Origin of the sequence: Ralstonia mojiangensis, assembly GCF_023955645.1 — a bacterium.
In the GTDB taxonomy this organism is placed as follows: Bacteria; Pseudomonadota; Gammaproteobacteria; order Burkholderiales; family Burkholderiaceae; genus Ralstonia; species Ralstonia mojiangensis.
In genome coordinates this window covers 415747-436061 of the sequence record NZ_JAMXHU010000004.1, presented here as the reverse complement: position 1 = coordinate 436061, position 20315 = coordinate 415747, and the positions used below count along the sequence as shown (strand labels likewise).

General features: G+C 62.4%; 25 protein-coding genes. 5 read left to right on the top strand and 20 right to left on the bottom strand.

Going from position 1 to position 20315, the window contains the following annotated elements; all coding sequences use genetic code 11:
- Nucleotides 1-4: 4 nt before the first annotated feature.
- From NG898_RS18625 to fliL, 11 genes are all read right to left on the bottom strand, one after another.
- On the bottom strand, nt 5-250 hold the full coding sequence (locus NG898_RS18625; RefSeq protein ID WP_252693824.1) for an acyl carrier protein: 246 nt from the start codon (nt 248-250) through the stop codon (nt 5-7).
- 45 nt (nt 251-295) lie between these two features.
- A complete protein-coding gene (locus NG898_RS18620; protein WP_004631431.1) occupies nt 296-553 on the bottom strand; it encodes a phosphopantetheine-binding protein in 258 nt (85 codons plus the stop codon).
- Nucleotides 528-1334 (bottom strand): lysophospholipid acyltransferase family protein, encoded by an 807-nt coding sequence (locus NG898_RS18615; RefSeq protein ID WP_392397878.1) that lies wholly within the window; start codon nt 1332-1334, stop codon nt 528-530. Before NG898_RS18615 ends, NG898_RS18620 begins: the two co-directional genes overlap by 26 nt.
- A complete protein-coding gene (locus tag NG898_RS18610; protein WP_252693823.1) occupies nt 1319-2029 on the bottom strand; it encodes a beta-ketoacyl synthase chain length factor in 711 nt (236 codons plus the stop codon). Before NG898_RS18610 ends, NG898_RS18615 begins: the two co-directional genes overlap by 16 nt.
- Before the next feature lie 393 nt (nt 2030-2422).
- On the bottom strand, nt 2423-3235 hold the full coding sequence (gene fliR / locus NG898_RS18605) for a flagellar biosynthetic protein FliR (RefSeq protein ID WP_252693822.1): 813 nt from the start codon (nt 3233-3235) through the stop codon (nt 2423-2425).
- A gap of 24 nt (nt 3236-3259) precedes the next feature.
- Entirely contained in the window at nt 3260-3529 is a 270-nt protein-coding gene (gene fliQ / locus NG898_RS18600) for a flagellar biosynthesis protein FliQ (RefSeq protein ID WP_004631435.1), read from the bottom strand.
- A gap of 19 nt (nt 3530-3548) precedes the next feature.
- Nucleotides 3549-4298, bottom strand: coding sequence for a flagellar type III secretion system pore protein FliP (fliP, locus tag NG898_RS18595; RefSeq protein ID WP_252693821.1), 750 nt, complete (start codon nt 4296-4298; stop codon nt 3549-3551).
- Entirely contained in the window at nt 4295-4696 is a 402-nt protein-coding gene (gene fliO / locus NG898_RS18590) for a flagellar biosynthetic protein FliO (protein ID WP_252693820.1), read from the bottom strand. The genes fliP and fliO overlap by 4 nt, the downstream gene beginning before the upstream one ends.
- A gap of 68 nt (nt 4697-4764) precedes the next feature.
- A complete protein-coding gene (gene fliN / locus NG898_RS18585) occupies nt 4765-5217 on the bottom strand; it encodes a flagellar motor switch protein FliN (RefSeq protein ID WP_092971065.1) in 453 nt (150 codons plus the stop codon).
- The gene (fliM, locus tag NG898_RS18580) at nt 5207-6217 is read right to left on the bottom strand and encodes a flagellar motor switch protein FliM (protein ID WP_045203498.1); all 1011 of its coding nucleotides are present in this window, start codon (nt 6215-6217) and stop codon (nt 5207-5209) included. The genes fliN and fliM overlap by 11 nt, the downstream gene beginning before the upstream one ends.
- A 1-nt stretch (nt 6218) precedes the next feature.
- Nucleotides 6219-6716 (bottom strand): flagellar basal body-associated protein FliL, encoded by a 498-nt coding sequence (gene fliL / locus NG898_RS18575; RefSeq protein WP_252693819.1) that lies wholly within the window; start codon nt 6714-6716, stop codon nt 6219-6221.
- 514 nt (nt 6717-7230) lie between these two features.
- On the opposite strand from fliL, the gene NG898_RS18570 reads away from it, so the two are divergent.
- On the top strand, nt 7231-8967 hold the full coding sequence (locus NG898_RS18570) for a sensor domain-containing protein (protein WP_252694164.1): 1737 nt from the start codon (nt 7231-7233) through the stop codon (nt 8965-8967).
- Nucleotides 8968-9101: 134 nt separating this feature from the next.
- On the opposite strand, the gene NG898_RS18565 is transcribed toward NG898_RS18570, so the two are convergent.
- Entirely contained in the window at nt 9102-9737 is a 636-nt protein-coding gene (locus NG898_RS18565) for a LuxR C-terminal-related transcriptional regulator (protein ID WP_024977602.1), read from the bottom strand.
- Between the two features lie 410 nt (nt 9738-10147).
- Here NG898_RS18565 and NG898_RS18560 point away from each other — a divergent pair, with 410 nt between their 5' ends.
- The 4 genes from NG898_RS18560 to NG898_RS18545 all read left to right on the top strand — a co-directional run bounded on the left by NG898_RS18560 (nt 10148) and on the right by NG898_RS18545 (nt 14129).
- Nucleotides 10148-10969 (top strand): flagellin N-terminal helical domain-containing protein, encoded by an 822-nt coding sequence (locus NG898_RS18560; protein ID WP_252693818.1) that lies wholly within the window; start codon nt 10148-10150, stop codon nt 10967-10969.
- Between the two features lie 197 nt (nt 10970-11166).
- Nucleotides 11167-13215: a flagellar filament capping protein FliD gene (gene fliD / locus NG898_RS18555; RefSeq protein WP_252693817.1), complete on the top strand. Its 2049-nt coding sequence runs from the start codon at nt 11167-11169 to the stop codon at nt 13213-13215.
- A gap of 60 nt (nt 13216-13275) precedes the next feature.
- Nucleotides 13276-13713, top strand: a complete 438-nt coding sequence (gene fliS, locus NG898_RS18550; protein WP_092971071.1) for a flagellar export chaperone FliS — start codon at nt 13276-13278, stop codon at nt 13711-13713.
- A 59-nt stretch (nt 13714-13772) separates the two neighbouring features.
- Nucleotides 13773-14129, top strand: a complete 357-nt coding sequence (locus NG898_RS18545; RefSeq protein ID WP_092971072.1) for a flagellar protein FliT — start codon at nt 13773-13775, stop codon at nt 14127-14129.
- Here NG898_RS18545 and NG898_RS18540 read toward each other — a convergent pair.
- The 8 genes from NG898_RS18540 to NG898_RS18505 form a co-directional block, all read right to left on the bottom strand.
- A complete protein-coding gene (locus NG898_RS18540; RefSeq protein ID WP_252693816.1) occupies nt 14123-15205 on the bottom strand; it encodes a glycosyltransferase family 2 protein in 1083 nt (360 codons plus the stop codon). The two genes, NG898_RS18545 and NG898_RS18540, sit on opposite strands and share 7 nt — an antisense overlap.
- Complete coding sequence (locus NG898_RS18535; protein WP_045203492.1) at nt 15202-15645, bottom strand: MarR family winged helix-turn-helix transcriptional regulator; 444 nt, start codon at nt 15643-15645, stop codon at nt 15202-15204. The genes NG898_RS18540 and NG898_RS18535 overlap by 4 nt, the downstream gene beginning before the upstream one ends.
- Nucleotides 15646-15718: 73 nt before the next feature.
- Nucleotides 15719-16141, bottom strand: coding sequence for an organic hydroperoxide resistance protein (locus tag NG898_RS18530; protein WP_092971075.1), 423 nt, complete (start codon nt 16139-16141; stop codon nt 15719-15721).
- A gap of 156 nt (nt 16142-16297) precedes the next feature.
- Nucleotides 16298-16627, bottom strand: a complete 330-nt coding sequence (fliE, locus tag NG898_RS18525) for a flagellar hook-basal body complex protein FliE (RefSeq protein WP_252693815.1) — start codon at nt 16625-16627, stop codon at nt 16298-16300.
- A gap of 18 nt (nt 16628-16645) precedes the next feature.
- Nucleotides 16646-17920, bottom strand: a complete 1275-nt coding sequence (locus NG898_RS18520; RefSeq protein WP_252693814.1) for a glycosyltransferase family 2 protein — start codon at nt 17918-17920, stop codon at nt 16646-16648.
- A complete protein-coding gene (locus NG898_RS18515; RefSeq protein WP_252693813.1) occupies nt 17917-18630 on the bottom strand; it encodes a WbqC family protein in 714 nt (237 codons plus the stop codon). The genes NG898_RS18520 and NG898_RS18515 overlap by 4 nt, the downstream gene beginning before the upstream one ends.
- A complete protein-coding gene (locus tag NG898_RS18510) occupies nt 18627-19142 on the bottom strand; it encodes a GNAT family N-acetyltransferase (protein WP_252693812.1) in 516 nt (171 codons plus the stop codon). The genes NG898_RS18515 and NG898_RS18510 overlap by 4 nt, the downstream gene beginning before the upstream one ends.
- Nucleotides 19139-20314, bottom strand: a complete 1176-nt coding sequence (locus NG898_RS18505) for a class I SAM-dependent methyltransferase (protein WP_252693811.1) — start codon at nt 20312-20314, stop codon at nt 19139-19141. Before NG898_RS18505 ends, NG898_RS18510 begins: the two co-directional genes overlap by 4 nt.
- Nucleotide 20315 lies beyond the last annotated feature (1 nt).

Sequence of the window (20315 nt, the reverse complement as noted above, 5' to 3'; positions counted from 1 at the left end):
TCGCTTATGCCGCGAGCAGCGATTCGACTGCGCCGATGACGTCGCCCACCGTGCGTACCGTCTTGAACTCCTCCGGCTTGATGCGTCGCCCGGTCATTTCCTGCAACTTGATTGCCAGATCGACCGCATCGATGCTGTCCAGATCCAGCTCTTCGAATAGATGCGCTTCGGGCGTGACGCGCGCCGGATCGATATCGAAGTTCTCTTTGAAAATGGCGCGAATGCGCTCGAGGATCTCAGTGTCCGTCATGATGTTTTTCTCTCCCTGTGCCTGCCGGTGCCAATGCCCGGGCGATTATTGTTGGCTCTTCACCAGTGCGGCGAGTGTGTTAATCGAGCGGAAATGCTCGCGCGTATGTTCGTCATTGGCGGCAATCGTCAATTGGTAACGCTTGCGCAGGACGATGCCGATTTCCAGTGCGTCAATGGAATCCAAGCCAATACCGTTCGTATCAAAGAGCGGTGCATCGTCGTCGATGTCGGCTGGCGTCATATCTTCCAGATCGAGCGCTTCGATAAGAAGTTGCTTAATTTCGAGCTTCAAAGAATCCATGTTGCAGAAGATGATCGGTGATGTGGGTTTCGACGCCAGTGGTAAGCGCGCGTGCGGCGAGCGCTGGCGGCGCGCCATCCGGCACGTATTGCGCGACGCTGATGGGCGGCAGCACGGCGACCTTCATGCAGAACGCGCGTGGTGGCACGTCGTACCACCGCATGGTTTTGGTAAAGGCGGGCGGGTCGCAATCCATCAGCACGGGCACGATGGGGGCTCCCACGTTAAGCGCCATGTGCGCGAAGCCGCGCGAGAACGGATGTAAGCGATCCTTGGCCGGACTGCGCGTGCCTTCCGGGAAGATGATCATGGTGTACCCCGCGGCCAACTGGCGCGCGCTCGCCTCTACCAGTTCGGTCGGGTCTGCGTTGCTGATGTATTCGGCGGCACGCACGATGCCCCAGAAGCACGGGTTACCCCAGTGGGCGTTCTTCACCACGCAGCAGGCTGACGGAGTCAGCGCCAGAAGCACCATCACGTCCAGGTAGGTCGGGTGGTTGGCCACCACAATGGCGGGTCGGCGTGCACGCAGATCGTCCGCACCTTGCACATCCAGTCTCATCACGCCCAGCCATTGGAGCGCGCGCACCAGCGTACGGAAGAACCAATGGATAACGAACGTGACAGTGCGTTGGCGCGATGCCCGATGCGGCCACAGCCAAGCCAAAGGAAATACGACGACGGAGAACAGCACCCCGCAGACGCCGAAGACGGTAAAGGCCAGCCCCGTTGCCACCAAGCGCCATGCCAAGTTGAGGCGGGCGCTCAGTGTGCTTGCCATGGGCCCTCGCGCCATTGCCATGTCCAACTGCTGTCTGCGTGTTGCCAAGTGCTGGAGGTGCGAGATGTCAGGCAGTGCAGAACGGCCCGGCTTTGCGTGGTCATGGCATGCGCCGCTTGCCTGCCCTCCGTTGCGCAGCCATGCGAACACATCAACGAAGCGCCGGCTGACCCGTCCAGCAGAACGGCCAGCGCGCACGTGTCCACCTCATCGGCCACGGAGCCGAAGCGCGCATCGGCGGGTTCATCGGCGTAGACCAGCAGCACCGGTGAAGCAGGGTCCGATTCGTACTGTGCATGCGCTTCCAGCAGAGCGAGCCCCAGCGTAGCGGGGCCGGCCGACACGGCGATGGCAGGCGAGGTGTCGCCGCGCGCAATGCCAAATACGCCGCTCATGGCGTTCAGTACAGACAGGCTGAATGCCGTGGGAGAAACCGGATCGGCGTTCTCGATGTCGGCCAGAATGCCGGCCGTGCGGCGCAATTCGCCATGCCGGGAGGCAAAGACGATACGCGCGCGTGGGACATCGGCCGCGCAATCGTGTGCGACCTTCAGCGCGCTTTTAGAGAGCGAGCTCAGACGCCGCCGAACCATCGGTTCAATAAAACCGATTTCCGGAGACGATATTGAATCAGCACCAATGGCAGGCCAGCAGGACCAGCGAGCAACCGGGATTGTCCAGTGCAAATCGGGCATATCGGTGTTCGCATGTGGAGCACTGCCAGTGGCCGCAGTGTGTGCGGTGCCCGGCGCGGGGCCGGCTGTCGCGCATCAACGCAACACTTGCCTCACCCGATTCGCTCTCATTGTTTTCGATTGATCTGGGTGAATGCGCAGGCCGTTATTCTCGGCCGATTTTGTCTTTCAAAGCGCTTGCTATTCCCCAACCCTGGGGCCGAATCATACTGAAAAGTCCCCTAGGAAAACAACCGCTTGCGTGACTTCGTGTCACATGCGCGACGCCGGCGAGAATGCGCGAGGAATGTGACAAACAGGATGGTGTCGTTCGCGCGGTTATTGAAGCGATGGTGCTTGAATGGATTCCCTCATATAGAGGGGTATTGAAACTGTCGTTTAAATTCGTGCGGACTATGGACGGGGCTGGCCCGATACCTGGGGTGTACTGAACTGGCTGAACGCCCGTCCACCCAAATCCAGCGCATCCATCACCGACCGCTCCACTACCGGCGCCAGCGACGTCATCATCACCATGACGAGCATCAGCCCCACCACGAGCGTGGCGGCGATGCCGACCGCAAACGGGTTGAGCGCCTGTGCCGTGCGCGAAAGTACGGCAAAGCCGAGGTTGACGATCATCATGATCGCGATGATGGGCAGGGCGATGCGCAGGGCCAGCGCGAAGACGATCGTGCCGCCCCCGGCCAGCGTCTGCCAGCCCGGATTGGCCAGCGGAGCTGCCGAGACGGGCAGGGCGGTGAAGCTGTCGAACAGGGCGTGCAGCAGCACGAGATGGCCATCGCCGGCAATGAACGCGGTGACGGCCGTGAGGCTGAGGAAGCGGCCGAGCAACATGCTGCTCTCGGTTTGCGTCGGGTCGAGCAGCGAGGCGAAACCCAGGCCTATCTGCACAGACATCACCTCGCCGGCACCGCTGATGGCGGAGAACACGAGCTGCACGCAAAAGCCCAGCGCCAGCCCGATCAACACCTGCACCAGCGTGATCCACAGCCCTTCGTATGAGCCCACCGACACGCCTGCGGGCACCGGAAGCATGGGCGCCAGCGCCACCGTGATGACCACGCCAAATGCCACCTTGATCGATGTCGGGATCTCGGTATTGGCAAACGGGGGTGCAATGGCGATAAACGCCAGCACGCGCACCAGCGGCCACCAGTACATGGCAATCCAGCCGTTGAGCTGCGTGGCGGTGAATTGGATCATCGGTGGCCTGCGCGCTACGTCGCGTCAGTTGACGTAGTTGGGGATATTGGTCAGCACGCCGCGCGTGTAGTCGACGATCACGGCGACGATCCACGGGCCGGCCAGCACCATCGTGGCAGCCACGGCCAGCAGCTTGGGGATGAACGACAGCGTCTGCTCGTTGAGCTGCGTGGCGGCCTGGAACACGGCCACCAGCAAACCGACGACGAGCGACACCAGCAACATCGGCGCGCCCACCATCATCGCGACCTGCATGGCCTGCCGGGCCATATCGAGAACGTACTCGGGTGTCATGTCGGTTTCCTATCGGCGCTCATTGCACAAAGCTCTGCGCCAGCGAGCCCAGCAGCAGGTGCCAGCCATCCACCAGCACGAACAGCATGATCTTGAACGGCAGCGAGAAGATCGACGGGGTGACCATCATCATCCCCATCGACATCAGGACGGCCGCCACCACGATGTCGATCACCAGGAACGGGATGAAGATGGCAAACCCGATCTGGAACGCGCTCTTCAGCTCGCTGGTGACGAAGGCTGGAATGAGCGCGCGCATGGGCGTCTGCTCAGGCGAGGCAATGGCCGGCATGTTGCCCATCTTGACGAACAGGGCGAGATCCGGCTCGCGCGTCTGCTTGAGCATGAACTGGCGCAGCGGCGTGGCGGCCGTATCCATGGCCTGTTCAACGGTGATCTTGTTGTCACGCAGCGGCACGTAGGCGTCGGTGTACACCTTGTCGAGCACCGGCGACATGACGAAAAACGTGAGGAACAGCGCCAGCCCGATCAGTACCTGGTTGGGCGGCGTGGTTTGCGTGCCCAGCGCATGGCGCAGCAATGACAGCACGATGATGATGCGCGTGAAGCTGCTCATCATCAGGATGATGGCCGGCAGAAACCCGAGTGACGTCAGGAAGACCAGCGTCTGCACGGGCAGCGAATAGCTTTGGCCACCGGCGGTGCCCGTGAGCAGCGGCAGGCCGGGTTGCGCCTGTGCGAATACGGCGGGTGTGGCGCCCAGCAGGGCCATTGCTATCAGGCAGCGGAAGAAGGTGCGCGCGTTCATTCCGACTTTCCCGTCAGGTGACGCTTGAGCTGGATGGACAGCGCGTCGGCAAAGCGGGGCGGCTTGCCGGAGCCGGAAGTGCCATCGCCGGAATGATCGTCCGGCGTGGAGGCGGCTTCAGCGGGGCGCGGCAGCGTGTGGAGCGTCTGCACGTGCTGCTGCGTGACGCCCAACACGAGCCAAGTGCCTTCCACTTCGACGACGACGACCTTCTCGCGGGCGCCCAGCATCTGCTGCGCGACCACGGTGATCACCTGGCTGCGGCGCCGGCCTAAACCGGCGGGGCCCATGCCCGCGCGCTGCTGCAGACGGCGCAGCAGCCAGCCGGCCGCCACGATCATCGCCAACACTACAAACAGCCCGCCTAGCGTGCGGGCCCAATCCACTGCATGGTTCATTTCAACACCTTGCCCGGGGGGAGCATTGGTTGCTGTCAGGGTGCCGATTGACGGCGCACTTGTGTGGCTTATCGGTTCAACTTACGGATGCGTTCCGACGGCGTGATGATGTCGGTGAGGCGGATACCGAACTTCTCGTTGACCACCACCACTTCACCTTGGGCGATCAGGTAACCGTTGACAAGTACATCCATCGGCTCACCGGCCAGTGCGTCGAGTTCTACCACCGAACCTTGCGCGAGTTGCAGCAGGTTCTTGATGGGCACCTTGGTGCGACCCAGCTCCACCGTCAACTGCACGGGGATGTCCAGGATCATGTCGATGTCGTTGCGCTGGGCGCCGCCCAGGCCGTCGGCCGTCAGGGGTTTGAACACCGGGTTGGATTCGGCGGCGGGCGCAGCCGCCGGCGGGTTTGCCGCGGCACGCTGCGCGGCTTCCAGGGCCATGGCCTCTTCCATCGTCATCTCGACATCGATGTCGTCGGCGTTGGCTTCGGGGTTCATGGTCGGTTCAGTTGTCATCGTCAGACTCCGTGGCAGACTCGCTGCCGCTCATATTCAGCATGCGGTTGACCCGCAGTGCGTATTGGCCGTTGAACGTGCCGTAGTTGCATTCCATGACGGGCACACCGTCTACCTTGGCGGTCACGCAGTCATCCAGCTCCAGCGGAATGACGTCGCCGACCTTCATGTTCAGGATGTCTGACACCTGCACCTTGGCCGTAGCGAGGTCGGCAATCAGCTCCACCTCGGCGGTCTGCACCTGTTGCGACAGCAGCCGCAGCCAGCGCTTGTCCACTTCCAGCGCTTCGCCCTGGATGGCGGAGGTGAGCCGGTCGCGGATCGGCTCGATCATGGTGTACGGCATGCAGATGTGCACGTCGCCGCCGTTGTTGCCAAGCTCAATGCTGAAACTGGTGGTGATCACCACTTCATTGGGCGTGGCCACGTTGGCGAACTCGGTGTGCATTTCCATGCGCAGGAATTCGAAATCGATCGGGTAGACCGGCTGCCACGCCTTGGCGTAGTGCTCGAAGACGAGGTGCAGCATGCGCTGGATGATGCGCTGCTCCACGTCGGTAAAGTCGCGGCCTTCCACGCGCATGTGGAAGCGCCCGTCGCCACCGAATAGGTTGTCGACCACCAGGAAGATCAGGTTGGGGTCGAACACGAACAGCGCCGTGCCACGCAGCGGCTTGACGTGCACAAGGTTGAGCGAGGTCGGCACCACCAGGTTGCGGATGAACTCGCTGTACTTCTGCACCTTCACCGGCCCGACGGAAATCTCCGCGTTGCGCCGCATGAAGTTGAACAGCCCGATGCGCCAGTTGCGCGCAAACCGCTCGTTGATGATTTCCAGCGTGGGCATGCGCCCACGGACGATGCGCTCCTGCGAGCCCAGGTTGTACGAGCGTACGCCCGAGGGGTCGGCGGCTTCGACGGGGTCGTCGTCCGCGTCATCGGACACGCCCTTCAGAAGCGCGTCGATTTCCTCCTGGGAAAGAAACTCTTCCTTGAGCATGTCACTGGATCACAAAGTTGGTGAACAAGACGTCTGCGACGGGTGATTCCTTGCCGACAGCCTTGAAGACGTGTTCGCACAGTTCAACGATTTCCTTGGACAGCTTGACCTTGCCCTCCGCCGGGTACAGCTCGGTGGGCGTCTTGCTGGCCAGCAGCATTAGGACCTTGCTGCGCAACTCGGGCGTATAGGTCTTGATCTCTTCTTCGGCATGCTTGTCGAAGCTCTTGAACGTGATGCCGATCTGCAGATAACGGTCGTTGCCTTCCTCGGGCTGCAGATTGACGGTCAGGGTTTCCATGGCCACGAACACCGGCTCTTTGGGCTTGGGCGGTGCAGCGGGGCCGGACGCGGCGTGGTTGCCGCCTCCGAGGAAGAACCAAGCAGCGCCGCCGCCCATGCCGACGAGCAGGAGCACGATCAGGATGATCAGCAGCAGCTTGGTAGAGCCGCCCTTTGCTGGGGCGGGGGCGGTAGTGGCGGCAGCGGCTTCGGCCATGGGGATCACTCGGGGACTAAGGGGGGGGTGGGCTTTCCCGGCTCGCATCGCGCAACACACCGTAAAACAACGCAAAGCACAGAGTCGGGTTCTCGGATGGCATTCTTCCCCACCTGTGTCCAGCTCATTCCAGCAAGAAACGCGGTCAATCCCGCTTATCTCGGGCGTTTGCGATGTACAGGGTCGGGCGGTGCGTACACGGAAAGTGGTTTTTAGAGCACTTTCATGTGCCAATGATGTTGCATCGCGCGCCTTAGCGCCTCCCGGCTGGCCAGTTCCGCCGCAAAAGTGACGTTGGCCCGAAAGATTTGCCCGTGCGTGCCGTTGTAATGAAGGAACGCGCCGGCACGTCCCGGCCCTGCATACCTGCGTTGCCTTGCCGGAAGCCGCCTTGAATTCCTTGCCCTTTTCCACCCGTATTGACCTTGCACTTGTCGATGCCGATGGCTTGCCGGCCGACTGTCCTGCGCGCGGAGAGCCGCCGGGCTTCTGCCCGAAGCTGGACCTGCTGTCGATGGTCAACGCGCTGACAGAGGGCATCCTCGTTTGCGGGGCAGACCGCCGCATCACCTACGCCAATCCGAGCGCCGCCCGGCTGCTGGGTTTGCCGGTGGAAGCGCTGGTGGGGCGCTTGCTGCCCACGGTTGTCAACGCCGCGGTGGATGAATTCGATGCGTCCATCCACGAGGCCGACTGGCCCGATCAAGACGTGATCGCCGAAGGTCAGCCGCAGTTGAACCAGATTTTCGGGATGCACTGCGTGGATGGCCGCACCGTGTGGGTTTCCAGCAACTGGACGCCCCTGTATGCCGACGGCGGTCATTCGATGACGGCCTCCCCGCGGGCGTCGGAAGCCGGCGCGACGCCATACTCGGTGCTGGTGTCGCTGGTCGACATCACGCAGATCCGCGAAGCCCAGCAGCGCATCCGGCATCTGGCCACGCACGACACGCTGACGGGTTTGCTGAACCGCTCCGCGCTGGAAGATCGCCTGGAGCACGCGCTGGCGATTGCACGCCGCAACCGCTCGCGCGTCTCGGTCATGTTCCTTGACCTGGATCGTTTCAAGAACGTCAACGACACGCTGGGCCACCAGTTTGGCGACATGCTGCTGCGTGAAGTGGCGGCCCGCCTGCAGGCCTGTGCGCGCGAGGCCGACACCGTGGCCCGCCTGGGCGGCGATGAATTTGTCGTCATGCTCGAAGCGCTCGATGGCCTGGGCACGCGACGCGTGGCCGAGCGCATTCTTTCGGCCATCAGCGCGCCGTTCCATATCGAGGGGCAGGAGCTGTACCTGGGTGTGTCGATTGGGATTGCCGTGGCGCCGCACGACGGCGACGACCCGAACACGCTGCTGCGCAAGGCCGATGCCGCCATGTACCTGGCAAAGGAGCGCGGCCGCAACAACTTCCAGACCTTTACGAGCGACCTGGACGATCGCGTCTCGCGCCGCTTCCGCATTGAATCGGGCCTGCGGCGTGCGAGCGACCGCAACGAGTTCTACGCCGACTACCAGCCGCGCGTAGACGTCAGGAGCGGCCGCATCGTCGGCGTGGAAGCGCTCATCCGCTGGAACTCGGCCGATTTCGGCCGCATGATGCCTGGCCAGTTCATTCAGGACGCCGAAGAAACTGGCCTGATCGTCGAGATCGACCGCTGGATTCTGCGCGCCGCCTGCGACCAGCTTGCGCGCTGGCGCCGCATCGGGCTGCCGGACTTGCGCATGTCGATCAACCTCTCGGGCCAGGCATTCAGCTCGGGGCAGCTGAGTGCGATGGTGCGTGGCGCGCTATCGACCAGCGGCTTGCCCGGCAACGCGGTGGAACTGGAGATGACCGAAGGCATTCTGATTCGCGACGATCCGTCATTGCATGCGTTGCTCACCGAGCTGCGCGCGATGGGCGTATCGCTGGCGCTGGACGATTTCGGTACCGGATATTCGTCGCTGTCGTATCTGCACCGCTTCCCGATCGATACGCTGAAGATCGACCGCTCGTTCGTTCAAGACCTGCCGCATGTGGCGGAACGCGCGGCCATCACGCGGGCCATCATCATGATGGCGCAGGCCATGGGCATGAAGACCGTGGCTGAAGGCGTGGAGACCACCGGCCAGCTTGAATTTCTGCGCGAAGTCGGATGCGACGAGTTTCAGGGCTATCTGCTCACGCGGCCGTTGGAGCCAGCAGCGGTGCAGGACCTCGTGCGCGAAAACGCTCGCCGGTACGGCGAGCGTGTTCCCCGGTTTCTATAAGTCTTAAGTCTATTTAGGGTGCCCCGGAAAGCGTAGCGAGCGCCCCGAGGTTGGCGTGAGAAGCGCAGCCGTACACGTGTACGACGAGCATCGCAAGGCCAAGATCGGGGTGCGCAGTAGCTTTACGGGGCACCCTAGAGTTGCAGGCCGTTGCTGACCACGTACATGGTCAGCTCGGCGTTGTTGCGCAGCTTCATCTTCGAGAGCACCCGCCCACGATACACGCTGACCGTCTTGACGCTGATCTGCAGCGCCTCGGCAATCTCGCCCAGCGTGCGGCCGGAGCCCAGCATGCGCAGCGTCTGGAATTCGCGGTCGGAAAGGATGTCGTGGCGCGGCTTATCCCAGTCGACATTCAGGTTGTCGGCCAGGACTTCCACGAGGTCCGACGGCAGGTATTTCTTGCCCTTGGAGATGGCGTTGACGGCGGCCAGCAGCTGCGGCTGGCTGGCGTCCATCGGCAGATAGCCAGCGGCGCCCGCCTTCAGCGCCCGTACGGCAAGCAGCGCTTCAGGGTGGCGGCCCAGTGCCAGCACAGCCAGGCGCGCATGCTGCTGGCGCACGGTCTTGATGGTCTGGAATTCGTCTCCGGTGGCCGATTCCACCGAGAAGAGCATGACGTCCCACTCGCGCTGGGCGAGCAGGTCGTTATTGGCATCGCGCAGGTCCGGCACGGCCTCGATCTGCCGGGCCAGGCGCGAATCCTTGAGGATCTGGCGCAGGCCGACACGGGCAATATCGTGCGGTTCGACGATCAGGACATTGAGCATGGTGGGGGTTGCGGGTCAAACGCGGGCTCGCATCGAGCTCTTCTTTCCGCCCGCTGGCCTTCCGGCCGAACTGGCGGGCTTGCAACTCCCCATCTGTGCACTGTGTGGCGCTCTATATATAGAGGGATGCTGGCGCCTATGAACTGGTCGAACGAGTATAGCCGAGGGCCTGCAGGCCAAGAAGCAGGCTCGCAGCCTCTTTTGGAGGGGTGCCGCAAGTCAGGCGGCCGCAAGCCCAAACCGCCGCCGACGCACAAATTTGTCAAGGCGACCCTAAACTTTCCTCAGAGGCCACCGATAACCTGAGTACAACGCAGACCTGATCCCCTTCAAGTTGCAGGTCACGTTGCCCGGCCTAGCCGGAATTAGCAAACACGGGCAACAAACCATCGGGAAACTTAGGAGCCGTCATGTCCCTCAGCCTCAATACCAACATCTCGTCCCTGCAAACGCAGCAAGCACTGTCGGCATCGAAGGATGCCCTGCAGACCTCGCTGCAACGTCTGTCGACCGGCCTGCGCGTGAACAGCGCGAAGGACGATGCCGCTGCTTACGCTGTGGCCTCCAGCCTGACGACCACGCTGAACTCGCAAACCCAAGGTATCCAGAACGCCAACAACGCACAGTCGTACCTGCAAACGGCTGACTCGTACCTGGGCCAGGTTGAAAACAACCTGCAACGTATGCGCCAACTGGCTGTGGAAGCCAACAACGGCGGTCTGTCGACCACCGACCAGGCCAACCTGGACAAGGAATACCAACAGCTGGCCACGGCCAACAAGAACATCGAGACGAACGCCAACTACAACGGCGCCAAGCTGTTCGACGGCACGGTGACCTCGACCACGTTCCAATACGGTCAGAACGCATCGACCGACGTCGCTACCGTCACCAACGCCAACCTGGCAAGCTTCGGCACGCTGAGCGGCACGAGCGTGACGTCGACGGCCAACGCAACGGCAGCCCAGGCGAAGATCGACACCGATCTGGCCAGCCTGAAGGCAGCCCGCGCTGACCTGGGTGCACAGCAAAGCGGTCTGACCTCGACCATCAACACGCTGACCTCGTCGAACACGGCGCTGTCTGCCGCCAAGTCGGTGATGATCGATACGGACTATGCGTCGGAAACGTCGAACATGACTCGCCAGAACATCCTGCAGCAAGCGGGTACGGCGATGCTGGCGCAAGCCAACTCGGCACCGAACAGCATCCTGAGCCTGCTGAAGGGCTAATCGGTAAGCTGAATGCCACCCAGCTGCCTGGCGGCTGGGCCAAGGGCCGGCGCTCCTCGGGGCGTCGGCCTTTTTTCTTTTGTCGGATACCCCTCCTTTTCGTGGGTGGCGCCTGCATAACCTGCCCTAAAGAAGCTGCGGCCCGTGCCGTTGTGTAGAGAGACTTCCGCCGGCGCAGACGCTTATCAGACCCGATCATGGCGACTACCACTACCACCTCCTCGACCAGCACCTACGTACCGCCGATCTCGATTCCTGGCATTGGGACGAGCATCGACGTCAACTCGCTGGTGTCCAGCCTCATGAAGGTGGAAAGCCTGCCACTGACGCAGCTGCAGACGCAGCAAAGCTCGTACCAGACGCAGCTGTCGGCTGTGGGGTCGCTCAAGAGTGCGCTGTCGACCTTCCAGACCACGCTGTCGAACCTGACGAGCGCGTCGAACTACAGCGCGATGAAGGCCAGCGGCTACGACACCTCGATGCTGAGTGCGTCGGTAACGGGTTCGGCGCCTGCAGGTTCCTACGCTGTCAATGTCTCGCAGCTTGCGCAATCGCAGGTGCTGGCGGCGCAGGGGCAAACGTCCACCACGACCGCCATCGGCAGCGGCGCGTCGACCACGATTTCGTTTTCGTTCGGCTCGGTGTCGGGCGGCTCGCTTTCGGGCGGCAAGTACACCGGTTCGACGTTCACGCAGAACGGCAACCTGGCGGGCGGCTCGATCACGATCGACTCGTCCAACAACACGCTCGCGGGTATCCGTGATGCGATCAACTCGGCCAACGTGGGTGTCTCGGCCAGCATCGTGAACGACGGCAGCGGCAGCCCGTACCGTCTGGTGCTGACGTCGACCGCGGGCGGTTCCAGCTCGGAGATGAAGATTTCAGTGTCGGGCGACTCGACGCTGCAATCGCTGCTCTCGCAAGACCCGGCCGGCACGCAGAACATGACCGAGGTGACCACGGGCCAGAACGCCCTGGCCACCATCAACGGCATTGCCGTGCAGAGCCCGACCAACACGTTGTCGAACGTGGTGGATGGCACGTCGTTCACGCTGTCCAAGACGGGCAGCACCAACGTGACGGTCGCCAACGACCCGACCGCCACCACCACCGCCGTCACCAACTTCGTGAACGGCTACAACGCGCTGCGTACGCAACTGAACGCGCTCACCAACATCGACACCACCAACAAGGCTAACAACGGCCCGCTGGCTGGCGACGTGAGTACCAAGACGCTCATCAACCAGATTACCGACGTGCTGGGCCAGGCGGTGGGCAACGGCAATTACCAGTCGCTGGGCAGTGTGGGCGTAACGATGAATTCCGACGGCACGCTGTCGGTGGACAACACCAAGCTGTCGGCTGCCATTGCAAAGTCGCCCAGCCAGGTTGCCGGTTTGTTTGCCGGTACCGGCACGGCCACCGATTCGCTCGTCAGCGTGCCGACGTTCTCCGATTCCACGCAGGCCGGCAGCTACGCCGTCAACGTGACGCAGTTGGCCTCGCAGGGCACGCTCACGGGTTCGGCCGCTGCCAACACGACCATCACGGCGGGTGTGAACGACACGCTCGCGTTCAACATCAGCGGGATGTCCGTCAACGTGACGTTGGCGGCCGGCAGCTACACCGCGGCGACGCTGGCTGCGCAAATCCAGAGCCAGATCAACGCATCGACCACGCTGCAGAACGCCAAGGTCAACGCATCTGTGTCGGCCAATGCCAGTGGTGTGCTGAGCATCACCGATAGCCAGTTCGGCTCGGTGTCGGCGGTGTCGGTGTCGGGCAATGGGGCTTCGTCGCTCTTCGGCGGGAGCCCCACGGCTAGCAACGGTGTGGATGTGCAGGGCACGATCAACGGCGTTGCAGCAACCGGTTCGGGGCAGAACCTGTTTGGGATCGCCGGTTCATCCACCGACGGCTTGACCGTGCAGATTGCCGGTGGTCCGCTGGGCGCCCGTGGCACGGTCACGGTGCAGCGCGGTTACGCTGCCCAGCTCAACACGGTGATGACCAACCTGCTGTCGTCCAGCGGCATGGTGCAGAACGAGACGGACTCGATCAACAGTTCGCTCACCTCGCTTGCCAGCCAGATCACCGCCATGCAGACGCGGCTGGATAACAAGCAGGCGCTGTACTACACGCAGTTCAACGCGTTGTCGGCAGCGGTGGCGAGCATGACGAACACAAGCAATTACCTGACGACGCAGCTCGCGGCCATTACAAAGCAGACTTCGAGCAGCAACTAAGCCAGGTTCAGGTTTAGAGCACAACCCAAAACAAAACAGACTACAGCGAGGACCTTTTCCATGTACGCTGCACGCCGTGCCATCGGTGCCTATGCGCAAGTCGGCATCGAGACGTCCGTGGTAGACGCAAATCCGCACCGCCTGATCGCCATGTTGTTTGAAGGCGCGCGCGCCGCCATCAACCTGGCCAGCGCCGCCATCCAGCGTGGCGACGTGCTGGCCAAGGTGCGGGCGTTTGACAAGGCCATCTCGATCATCGGCCAGGGCCTGCAGGCCAGCCTTGATCACCAGCGCGGTGGCGACATCGCCGTGCAACTGAACAATCTGTACGACTACATGCTGCGCCGCCTGCTGGTGGCCCACGGCAACAACGATCTGACGATCCTCGCCGAAGTGGACGCGTTGCTTGTCCCGCTGCAGGATGCGTGGCTTGCCATTGGCCAGATGGGCCAGCCTGGCACCGCCGTGGCGAACAGCCACCTGAGCGTTGTGAGCTGATTGCCGGTTGTTTTGAAGTTAAGCGACCTTTGACTGAATTCGGCCCAACTGGAGCCAATATGCAACGCAACATCCCGATCAAGGACAGCGAAAGTCTGTTCACCTGCTACGAAGCCATCGCACGCCTGACCGCCGAAATGGTGAGCGCGGCCGAAGTGGGTAACTGGGAAGTCGTCAGTACGCTTGAACGCGAGAGCGCCGCTTACGTGGACGCACTGCGCCGTTCCGAGCCGCATCCGCAGCTCTCGCGCGCCGACGTGGAGCGCAAGCGCACGCTGCTCGTACGTATTCTGGAAGATGACGCCCGCGTGCGCGCCATGGTGTATCCGCGCCTGGACCGCCTGCAAAAGCGTATCGACACGGCGCGCCGCGCCACTACCGCAAGCAACGCTTACGGCAGCATGGCGCGTTACTGAGACGAAGCGTCCTGCAGTTGTTTTGACAGCGTCAGATAGTGCTCGGACTTGCGTGCGAGCGCGTGGCTCTGCATCTGGTACACGATGGCCAGTTGCTGGGCAGCGAGGAAGCTGCCCCGACCGACGACGCTGCCGTCCATCTCCGGCTGATCACCGATCTCAAGGCAGCGGTTGAAGACCTGTTCTGCCAGCGGTAGCCACCGGCTGGCCGCCTCATCAGGGTGTTTGGCGGCCGCATCCAGCAAGACCAATCCCAACGCAAAGCAAAGGTCCGGAAAATCTGGCCACGTCTGGATGGCGACATCGCCTTGCGCCAGTGCTTCTTCAATGCGGTCGGCCTTGCCCAGGCTGTACACATAGCGCAGCGTCAGGTTGCGGCGGTACGGCGCATCAGGCGGTGCAAGGCTGAAGGCTCGTGCATAGTAATTCACGGCCTTTGCGTAGTCTTCGTGATGCAGCTCGGTCTCCTTGCCGAGCTGATACAGCACATACGGGTCATCCGGCCTCTGGGTGAGTTCATCGAGCAGCAGTTGCATGTTGCGCTCGCCTTTTATCTGCATCCTGACCGCGGTATAGCCGTCATGGCGCACCACGATTGGCACGCGCGCCGCAGGCAATGACGACACGGGCTGCTCATGAATGCGCCCGGTGTAGTGCACGCCGCGCGGTAGCACACGCGGGATCCACGCAATCAGTTGGCTGGCGGATTCGGCCGCGTCGGTATCGTTCTTGACGCACACCACGCCCACTGCCGGTTCTGCATCGCAGAGTGTGCGCAGATGGTCGCCGCCGCTTTCCAGCCATTCGTCAGCGTCGAGGATGAGGTTCCAGTCGGCGTTGGCTGCCTGCAGCGCCGTGTTGCGCGCGGCTGAGAAATCGTTCGTCCAGGCCATGTGGCTGACAAGTGCGCCGCACGACTGCGCAATGGCCACGGTGTCATCCGTGGAGCCCGTATCCAACACCACCATGCGATCGACAAACGGCTTCGCGCTGAGCAGGCAGCGCGCAATGCTGGCGGCTTCATTGCGGGCGATGACGACCAACGCCACGTCGGCAGAAGCGGACGGGGCGCTCATTCGCGGTCCTCCGCCGTGGCGAGGGCGTCGAGCAGCTTGCGCAGCACGTTGCGCGTGGCGCCAATTTCATCGCGTTCCAGCGGAATCTTGCACGCAAGCGCTTCGGGCACCTTGGCGGCGCGTTCGCGTAGCGTGCGGCCGGCATCGGTCAACTCAATGACGACGCGGCGCTGGTCATCGGGATCGCGCGTGCGGGTGACCAGGCCTTGTTCTTCCAGGCGCTTGAGCAGCGGCGTAAGCGTGCCCGTATCGAGGTACAGCGTGCGCCCGAGGTCACCCACGGCACACGGCGCCTGCTGCCAGCACGCCAGCATCACCAGGTATTGCGGATAGGTCAGGCCCAGTTCATCCAGCAGCGGGCGGTAGAGGCGCGTCAGCAGATGGCCGGCGGCATACAAAGGAAAGCAGAGCTGCTGATCGAGCGCCAGCACGTCGTTCACGGAAAACTCCCGGGGGGACGGTCTGGCGCCCGAGCGGCGAGTGCCGCATCGGCCCGAGAAGGGCTAGCAAGGCTCAGCGCGTGACCGTGTTCAATTGGACGTCAATATTGCCACGGACGGCATGCGAATAGGGGCATACACCATGTGCGGCAGTCACAAGCGCCTCCGCCGTCGCCTGATCCACGCCGCCCAGGGTGGCAGCCAGCGACACTGTCAACGCAAACCCGCCATCTTCGCGCGGGCCAATGCCCACCGTGGCCGTCACCGATGTCGACGCCAGCTTGATTTGCTTGCCACGTGCAACATGCAGCACAGCGTTTTCAAAGCAGGCGGCATAACCGGCGGCAAACAGTTGCTCCGGGTTCGTGGCGGCACCGCCTGCGCCGCCGAGTTCGCGCGGCAGCGAGAGGGGCAGATCCAGCGTGCCATCGGCGCTGCGAACATGGCCGGCACGGCCGCCTTCAGCGGTGACTTGGGTCTGGTAGAGCGTCTTCATGGTCGGGTCCTCTTATTTGGGAAGCCCGGTCGGCGACATGTCGGCCGGGAGATCGATCTTGAAATCGATGACGCAATTATATTGCACGCAATATAAATATCAAGGACGACCAAAAAGCCTTTTCCGGAACATGGAAAAGGGCGGGGCAGCGTGATCTCAGATCGACATGCTCATGATGCTTTGGTATGCCGAGACCAGCTTGTTGCGCACCTGCACGGCAGTCTGCATGTCGATGTTGGCTTTCTGCAGCGAGAGCATCACGTCGTGCAGGTCGACGTCGTTGTTGCCCATTTCGAAGCTGCGCGAAACGGATTCAGCCTTCTGCTGTGAAGCGTCGACACGGTCCAGCGACGACTTGAGCACGGAGCCGAAGTCGACACTGGGTTTGCCGGCATCGCCGCTGGCGGTGCTGCCGCCGACGGCGCTTGACGGTGCCAGCACGCTGTTCATCAGCGAGACCACGGAATTGGCGTTGGAGAGGTCCATGTTGGCGTGACCAGTGACTCAGGGGAATTTGGCGAGCGTTTCGAGTTCCGATACGAAGCGGACTTCGCGGCCGGCCGGCACCGCAATGTCCATCGGAATTGGCGTCACGACGATGGTGTGATGCGGAATGGCGGCATCGTCGTCGAGCACCAGAAACCCGGTTTCGGCAAAGCCGTGCGCATGGTGAAAGACCTGAAGCGGCGCGCGGCGCAGGGTGGCGTACTTCGGCGGCTCGGGCTTGAACGGATCGAGCTTGGTTACGTATTCGAACGCGGCATTGACGCGGTACAGGTCATACGGCGCCGGCAGATCGGACACTTCGCCCAGCGCGCGGATGCGGTTGGCGATGTAATAGTTGTCGATCCAGTTGCCGCCTTCATGCGTGCGCAGACGCAGCGCGACCTTCATGCGCGCCAGCACGAACTGGTTGATGGCGTTCAGCCACTCCGGGCGCTCGGCTGCCGGCAGCGTGTGCGAAAACTTGCCGAACAGGTATTCCAGGCCGCCGCGATAGCGGTCCCATGCATATTTCACTTCTTCGTTGCCGGCCTGGGCGCGGGTCTCGTCGGCAAAGTAGCGCGAGACCGAGCGATAGAACGGCGTCTTGCTGAAGTACACCGCGCTGGAGCCGATCATTTCTGCCGCGTGCACGAAGGCGTAGAACGCAGGTTCGGGCGCGCTGAAATAGATGCGGTCCATCACCTCGCGGCGTGCCAGGTAGATCTCCGGAAACAGGTGGTGCGACAAGACCAGCGCCAGCAGCTTGGCGTAGTCGTGCTGCTCGATCAGGTAGTTGTCGTCCTGGCGATAGAACGCGGTGACATCCTGCCGCGTCGGCAAGTCGTGAATGAACCACGGCGCAAAGATGACATCCACGCCCGGGTTGCGCTCGAAGATGTCGATGTTGTTGTTGATCTCGGCCAGGATCGGCAGGTCATCATCGGCGTGGTAGAGCACGTACTTGCCCTGCGCGCTGCGATAAAGCTGGTTCAGGTTTTCTGCCGAGCCCAGATTGGATGGGCGGCGGAAATACCGTATGTTCAGCTTGTCCTGATAGCGGCCGACGACCTCTTCGGTGGCGTCGGTCGAGCAGTTGTCGCCGATCAGCAGTTCGTAGCTGAACTTCAGTTCGCCAATCTGCGAGACCAGTTCTGCGAGCAGGTTGTCGAGATAGCGGGCGCGGTTGTAGGTCGGGATGCAGACGCTCAGCGCAACCTGCTGGATGGCCTCCGCCTGCTTCACGGGCGCCACGTCTCGCAGCGCTTCGGTTTGGATTGCTTCGATTTCACTCATTGGATGAACTCGCGCCAGTGGAGGGTCTGAGGGCACATGTACTGCTTGCCGGCCGGGCCATGATTGGCAATCAGGTCCAGGCTGCTGACAAACGGGGTGAACGCGCCATGCAACTGCGGATACGGCCGCATGGCGTAATTCATGTATTCGACGGCAACGCCTTGCTGCTCGAACTTGGCGTGGGCCAGGTAGTTTTTGGCACCGTGTCCGGTGATGTAGGTGTCGCCTTGCAGCTTCTTCACGATGGCGAGCACACGGTCGGTATTGCGGCCGGGAATGTCCAGTTCAGGCGAATCGACAAACTTGCGGTCCAGCTCGATACCCAGGTAGCGGCACACCGCGTGCATGGATGCCAGTGCCAGTTCGCCCATGTTGGCGTAGTCGGCTTCGTACACGGAGCGCACCAGCGTCAGCATGTCGCTTGCATGCGGCGCGGCCTCGTAGGCCTGCTCCAGCATGCGCAGATGCTGTGCTCGCCAGTCAACGTTGGTGGCGGGTTTGACTTCGTCGATGCGTGCGCCGAGGTGGAACTTCTCCAGCGGCACCGTCATCCAGCGCGTGCCGGCCGGCTCCTTGATCTGTACGCGGTTGGTGAAGCTGCCCTTGGAGAACTGCACGTCGGCGTAATTGACGAGCACGTCGGCCAGCAGGATCTGCTCAAGCAGCCCGACCCACGGGAAGAGCATCGGTTGTGTGATCACGACCTTCATGGCGCCAGCATCCGTTCCATGAGAACAACGTCGTGCCAGCGGTTGTCTTGCAGGTAGTGGCCGGCCAACGTGCCGACGGTCCGGAAGTCGAGCTTCTCGTACAGCGCGATGGCGCGCGTGTTTTCGGCCAGCACTTCCAGCGTGATCTTGCGCAGGCACAGCGTTTCACTGGCGTAGGAAAATGCGGCTTCGCATGCGGCGCGCCCGTGGCCCTTGCCTTGCGCAGACGACGCCAGGCAGATGCCGAGCGAAGCGTGCCTGTTCACCGCATCGATGTGGTTCAACTGCAGGTAGCCCAGCACGCTGTCATCTGCCTGACTGGCAATGACGAAGAGCACCAGATCGCTCTGCTTCGATTTTGCAATCAGCCAGTCGCGCACACTCGCGGCCGAGTTGGGCCGCGGGCGCGTCATGAGCTGCAGCTGCGTCGGCACATCGTTGCGCAACGGCAGCAGTTGCGCGATGTCGCTCTCGCGCCATTCCCGAAGGACGAGGGAGCCGCGCGCGATCATGGCTGGAAGCGGAAATAGCGGAAGCGATTCGGATACGCCGCTTCCACGGTGTGCCGCACTTCATCTGCAATGACTGGGTTGACGGCCAGGTACACCACCTCAACCTCATCCGGAATGCTGTCCAGCGCCACGACCGGCTTGCCCGCCAGGGAGGACCCTTGCAGGTATGGGTTCTGATCGACAAACGCGCGCAGGGCATGCGGCTGTTGCAAGTTGCTTGCGGTGTAGGCGCCATAGAAACCGGCGCCATAGATCACCGCGGGCGCGCTGCCGTGCTGCGTTTCAAAGTCGGTCAGATGGCTGGACGCTTGCTGCCAGAAGTTGGCCAGCTTGTTGGCTGCGCTTTGTGTGTCGGCCAATTCTTGTGCGTCGACCACCGGCGCGACTTTACTGTCGCCAGGACGGCGCACGGCAGTCACGACGAACGCGCCACGGTGGCTTTGCGCATCGGCTTCGAGCAGGTCAAACCCGTGATTGGCCAGCAGCGTCTGCAGCGACGTATGCGTGAAGTGGTTGACGTGATCAGCCACCAGAAAATCCACCGAATTGGTGAATGTGTTCGGCACGATGGCGTACAGGCGGCCGCCGTCGCGCAGCAGGCCGTGGATGTTGCGCAGCGCCGTCTTCAGGTCTGGGATGTGCTCCAGCGAGAAGAACGAGGTGACGACATCGAACGAACGCTGCCATGCCGGCGGGATCGTGTACGTGGCCCATTCTTCCGGGCTCAGGAATTTCTCCCAGAAGCCCACGTAGCGGTCGCTGATGTCGAACAGGTGGACGTTCACGTCCGGGCGTTGCTGCTTCAGCAGGCGCATGGTCGCGCTCTTTGCGCAGCCGAAGTCGACCACGCGCGCGCCTTCCGGTAAGGCGAGCTTGCGCTGGAACGTGGCGACCTGGTGATCGGCGCGGAAGATCTTCTGGCCGTTCTCGACAGCGTAAATCTGGTCTTCTTCCTCGCTGCCCACGAGGATGTCGTACTCGGTGTCGTAGAAGCTGCCGTTGTCACACAGTTCGACGGTCTGGATATGGCCGCACGCGGCGCAGCAGAAGACCTCGAGCGTGCCGTCCATGGCGCGGCGCAGGGAAGACAGCGAGCTTTGCGGCGCGGCGCGATAAATCGGTTCTGGCAGCGGTTGCTGGCAGACGTTGCAGGGCAGTGCACCTTGGATCATG

Bases quoted from the DNA above. Each gene is read 5' to 3' on its own strand.
- NG898_RS18545 (WP_092971072.1), top strand. From the start codon at position 13,773: ATGCAACGCAACATCCCGATCAAGGACAGCGAAAGTCTGTTCACCTGC.
- fliD (WP_252693817.1), top strand. From the start codon at position 11,167: ATGGCGACTACCACTACCACCTCCTCGACCAGCACCTACGTACCGCCG.
- NG898_RS18510 (WP_252693812.1), bottom strand. From the start codon at position 19,142: ATGATCGCGCGCGGCTCCCTCGTCCTTCGGGAATGGCGCGAGAGCGAC.
- fliS (WP_092971071.1), top strand. From the start codon at position 13,276: ATGTACGCTGCACGCCGTGCCATCGGTGCCTATGCGCAAGTCGGCATC.
- NG898_RS18620 (WP_004631431.1), bottom strand. From the start codon at position 553: ATGGATTCTTTGAAGCTCGAAATTAAGCAACTTCTTATCGAAGCGCTC.
- fliR (WP_252693822.1), bottom strand. From the start codon at position 3,235: ATGATCCAATTCACCGCCACGCAGCTCAACGGCTGGATTGCCATGTAC.
- fliQ (WP_004631435.1), bottom strand. From the start codon at position 3,529: ATGACACCCGAGTACGTTCTCGATATGGCCCGGCAGGCCATGCAGGTC.
- NG898_RS18505 (WP_252693811.1), bottom strand. From the start codon at position 20,314: ATGATCCAAGGTGCACTGCCCTGCAACGTCTGCCAGCAACCGCTGCCA.
- NG898_RS18625 (WP_252693824.1), bottom strand. From the start codon at position 250: ATGACGGACACTGAGATCCTCGAGCGCATTCGCGCCATTTTCAAAGAG.
- NG898_RS18560 (WP_252693818.1), top strand. From the start codon at position 10,148: ATGTCCCTCAGCCTCAATACCAACATCTCGTCCCTGCAAACGCAGCAA.
- NG898_RS18570 (WP_252694164.1), top strand. From the start codon at position 7,231: ATGGTCAACGCGCTGACAGAGGGCATCCTCGTTTGCGGGGCAGACCGC.
- fliL (WP_252693819.1), bottom strand. From the start codon at position 6,716: ATGGCCGAAGCCGCTGCCGCCACTACCGCCCCCGCCCCAGCAAAGGGC.
- NG898_RS18540 (WP_252693816.1), bottom strand. From the start codon at position 15,205: ATGAGCGCCCCGTCCGCTTCTGCCGACGTGGCGTTGGTCGTCATCGCC.
- fliO (WP_252693820.1), bottom strand. From the start codon at position 4,696: ATGAACCATGCAGTGGATTGGGCCCGCACGCTAGGCGGGCTGTTTGTA.
- NG898_RS18530 (WP_092971075.1), bottom strand. From the start codon at position 16,141: ATGAAGACGCTCTACCAGACCCAAGTCACCGCTGAAGGCGGCCGTGCC.
- fliN (WP_092971065.1), bottom strand. From the start codon at position 5,217: ATGACAACTGAACCGACCATGAACCCCGAAGCCAACGCCGACGACATC.
- fliM (WP_045203498.1), bottom strand. From the start codon at position 6,217: ATGCTCAAGGAAGAGTTTCTTTCCCAGGAGGAAATCGACGCGCTTCTG.
- NG898_RS18515 (WP_252693813.1), bottom strand. From the start codon at position 18,630: ATGAAGGTCGTGATCACACAACCGATGCTCTTCCCGTGGGTCGGGCTG.
- NG898_RS18520 (WP_252693814.1), bottom strand. From the start codon at position 17,920: ATGAGTGAAATCGAAGCAATCCAAACCGAAGCGCTGCGAGACGTGGCG.
- fliE (WP_252693815.1), bottom strand. From the start codon at position 16,627: ATGGACCTCTCCAACGCCAATTCCGTGGTCTCGCTGATGAACAGCGTG.
- NG898_RS18565 (WP_024977602.1), bottom strand. From the start codon at position 9,737: ATGCTCAATGTCCTGATCGTCGAACCGCACGATATTGCCCGTGTCGGC.
- NG898_RS18615 (WP_392397878.1), bottom strand. From the start codon at position 1,334: ATGGCAAGCACACTGAGCGCCCGCCTCAACTTGGCATGGCGCTTGGTG.
- fliP (WP_252693821.1), bottom strand. From the start codon at position 4,298: ATGAACGCGCGCACCTTCTTCCGCTGCCTGATAGCAATGGCCCTGCTG.
- NG898_RS18610 (WP_252693823.1), bottom strand. From the start codon at position 2,029: ATGCCCGATTTGCACTGGACAATCCCGGTTGCTCGCTGGTCCTGCTGG.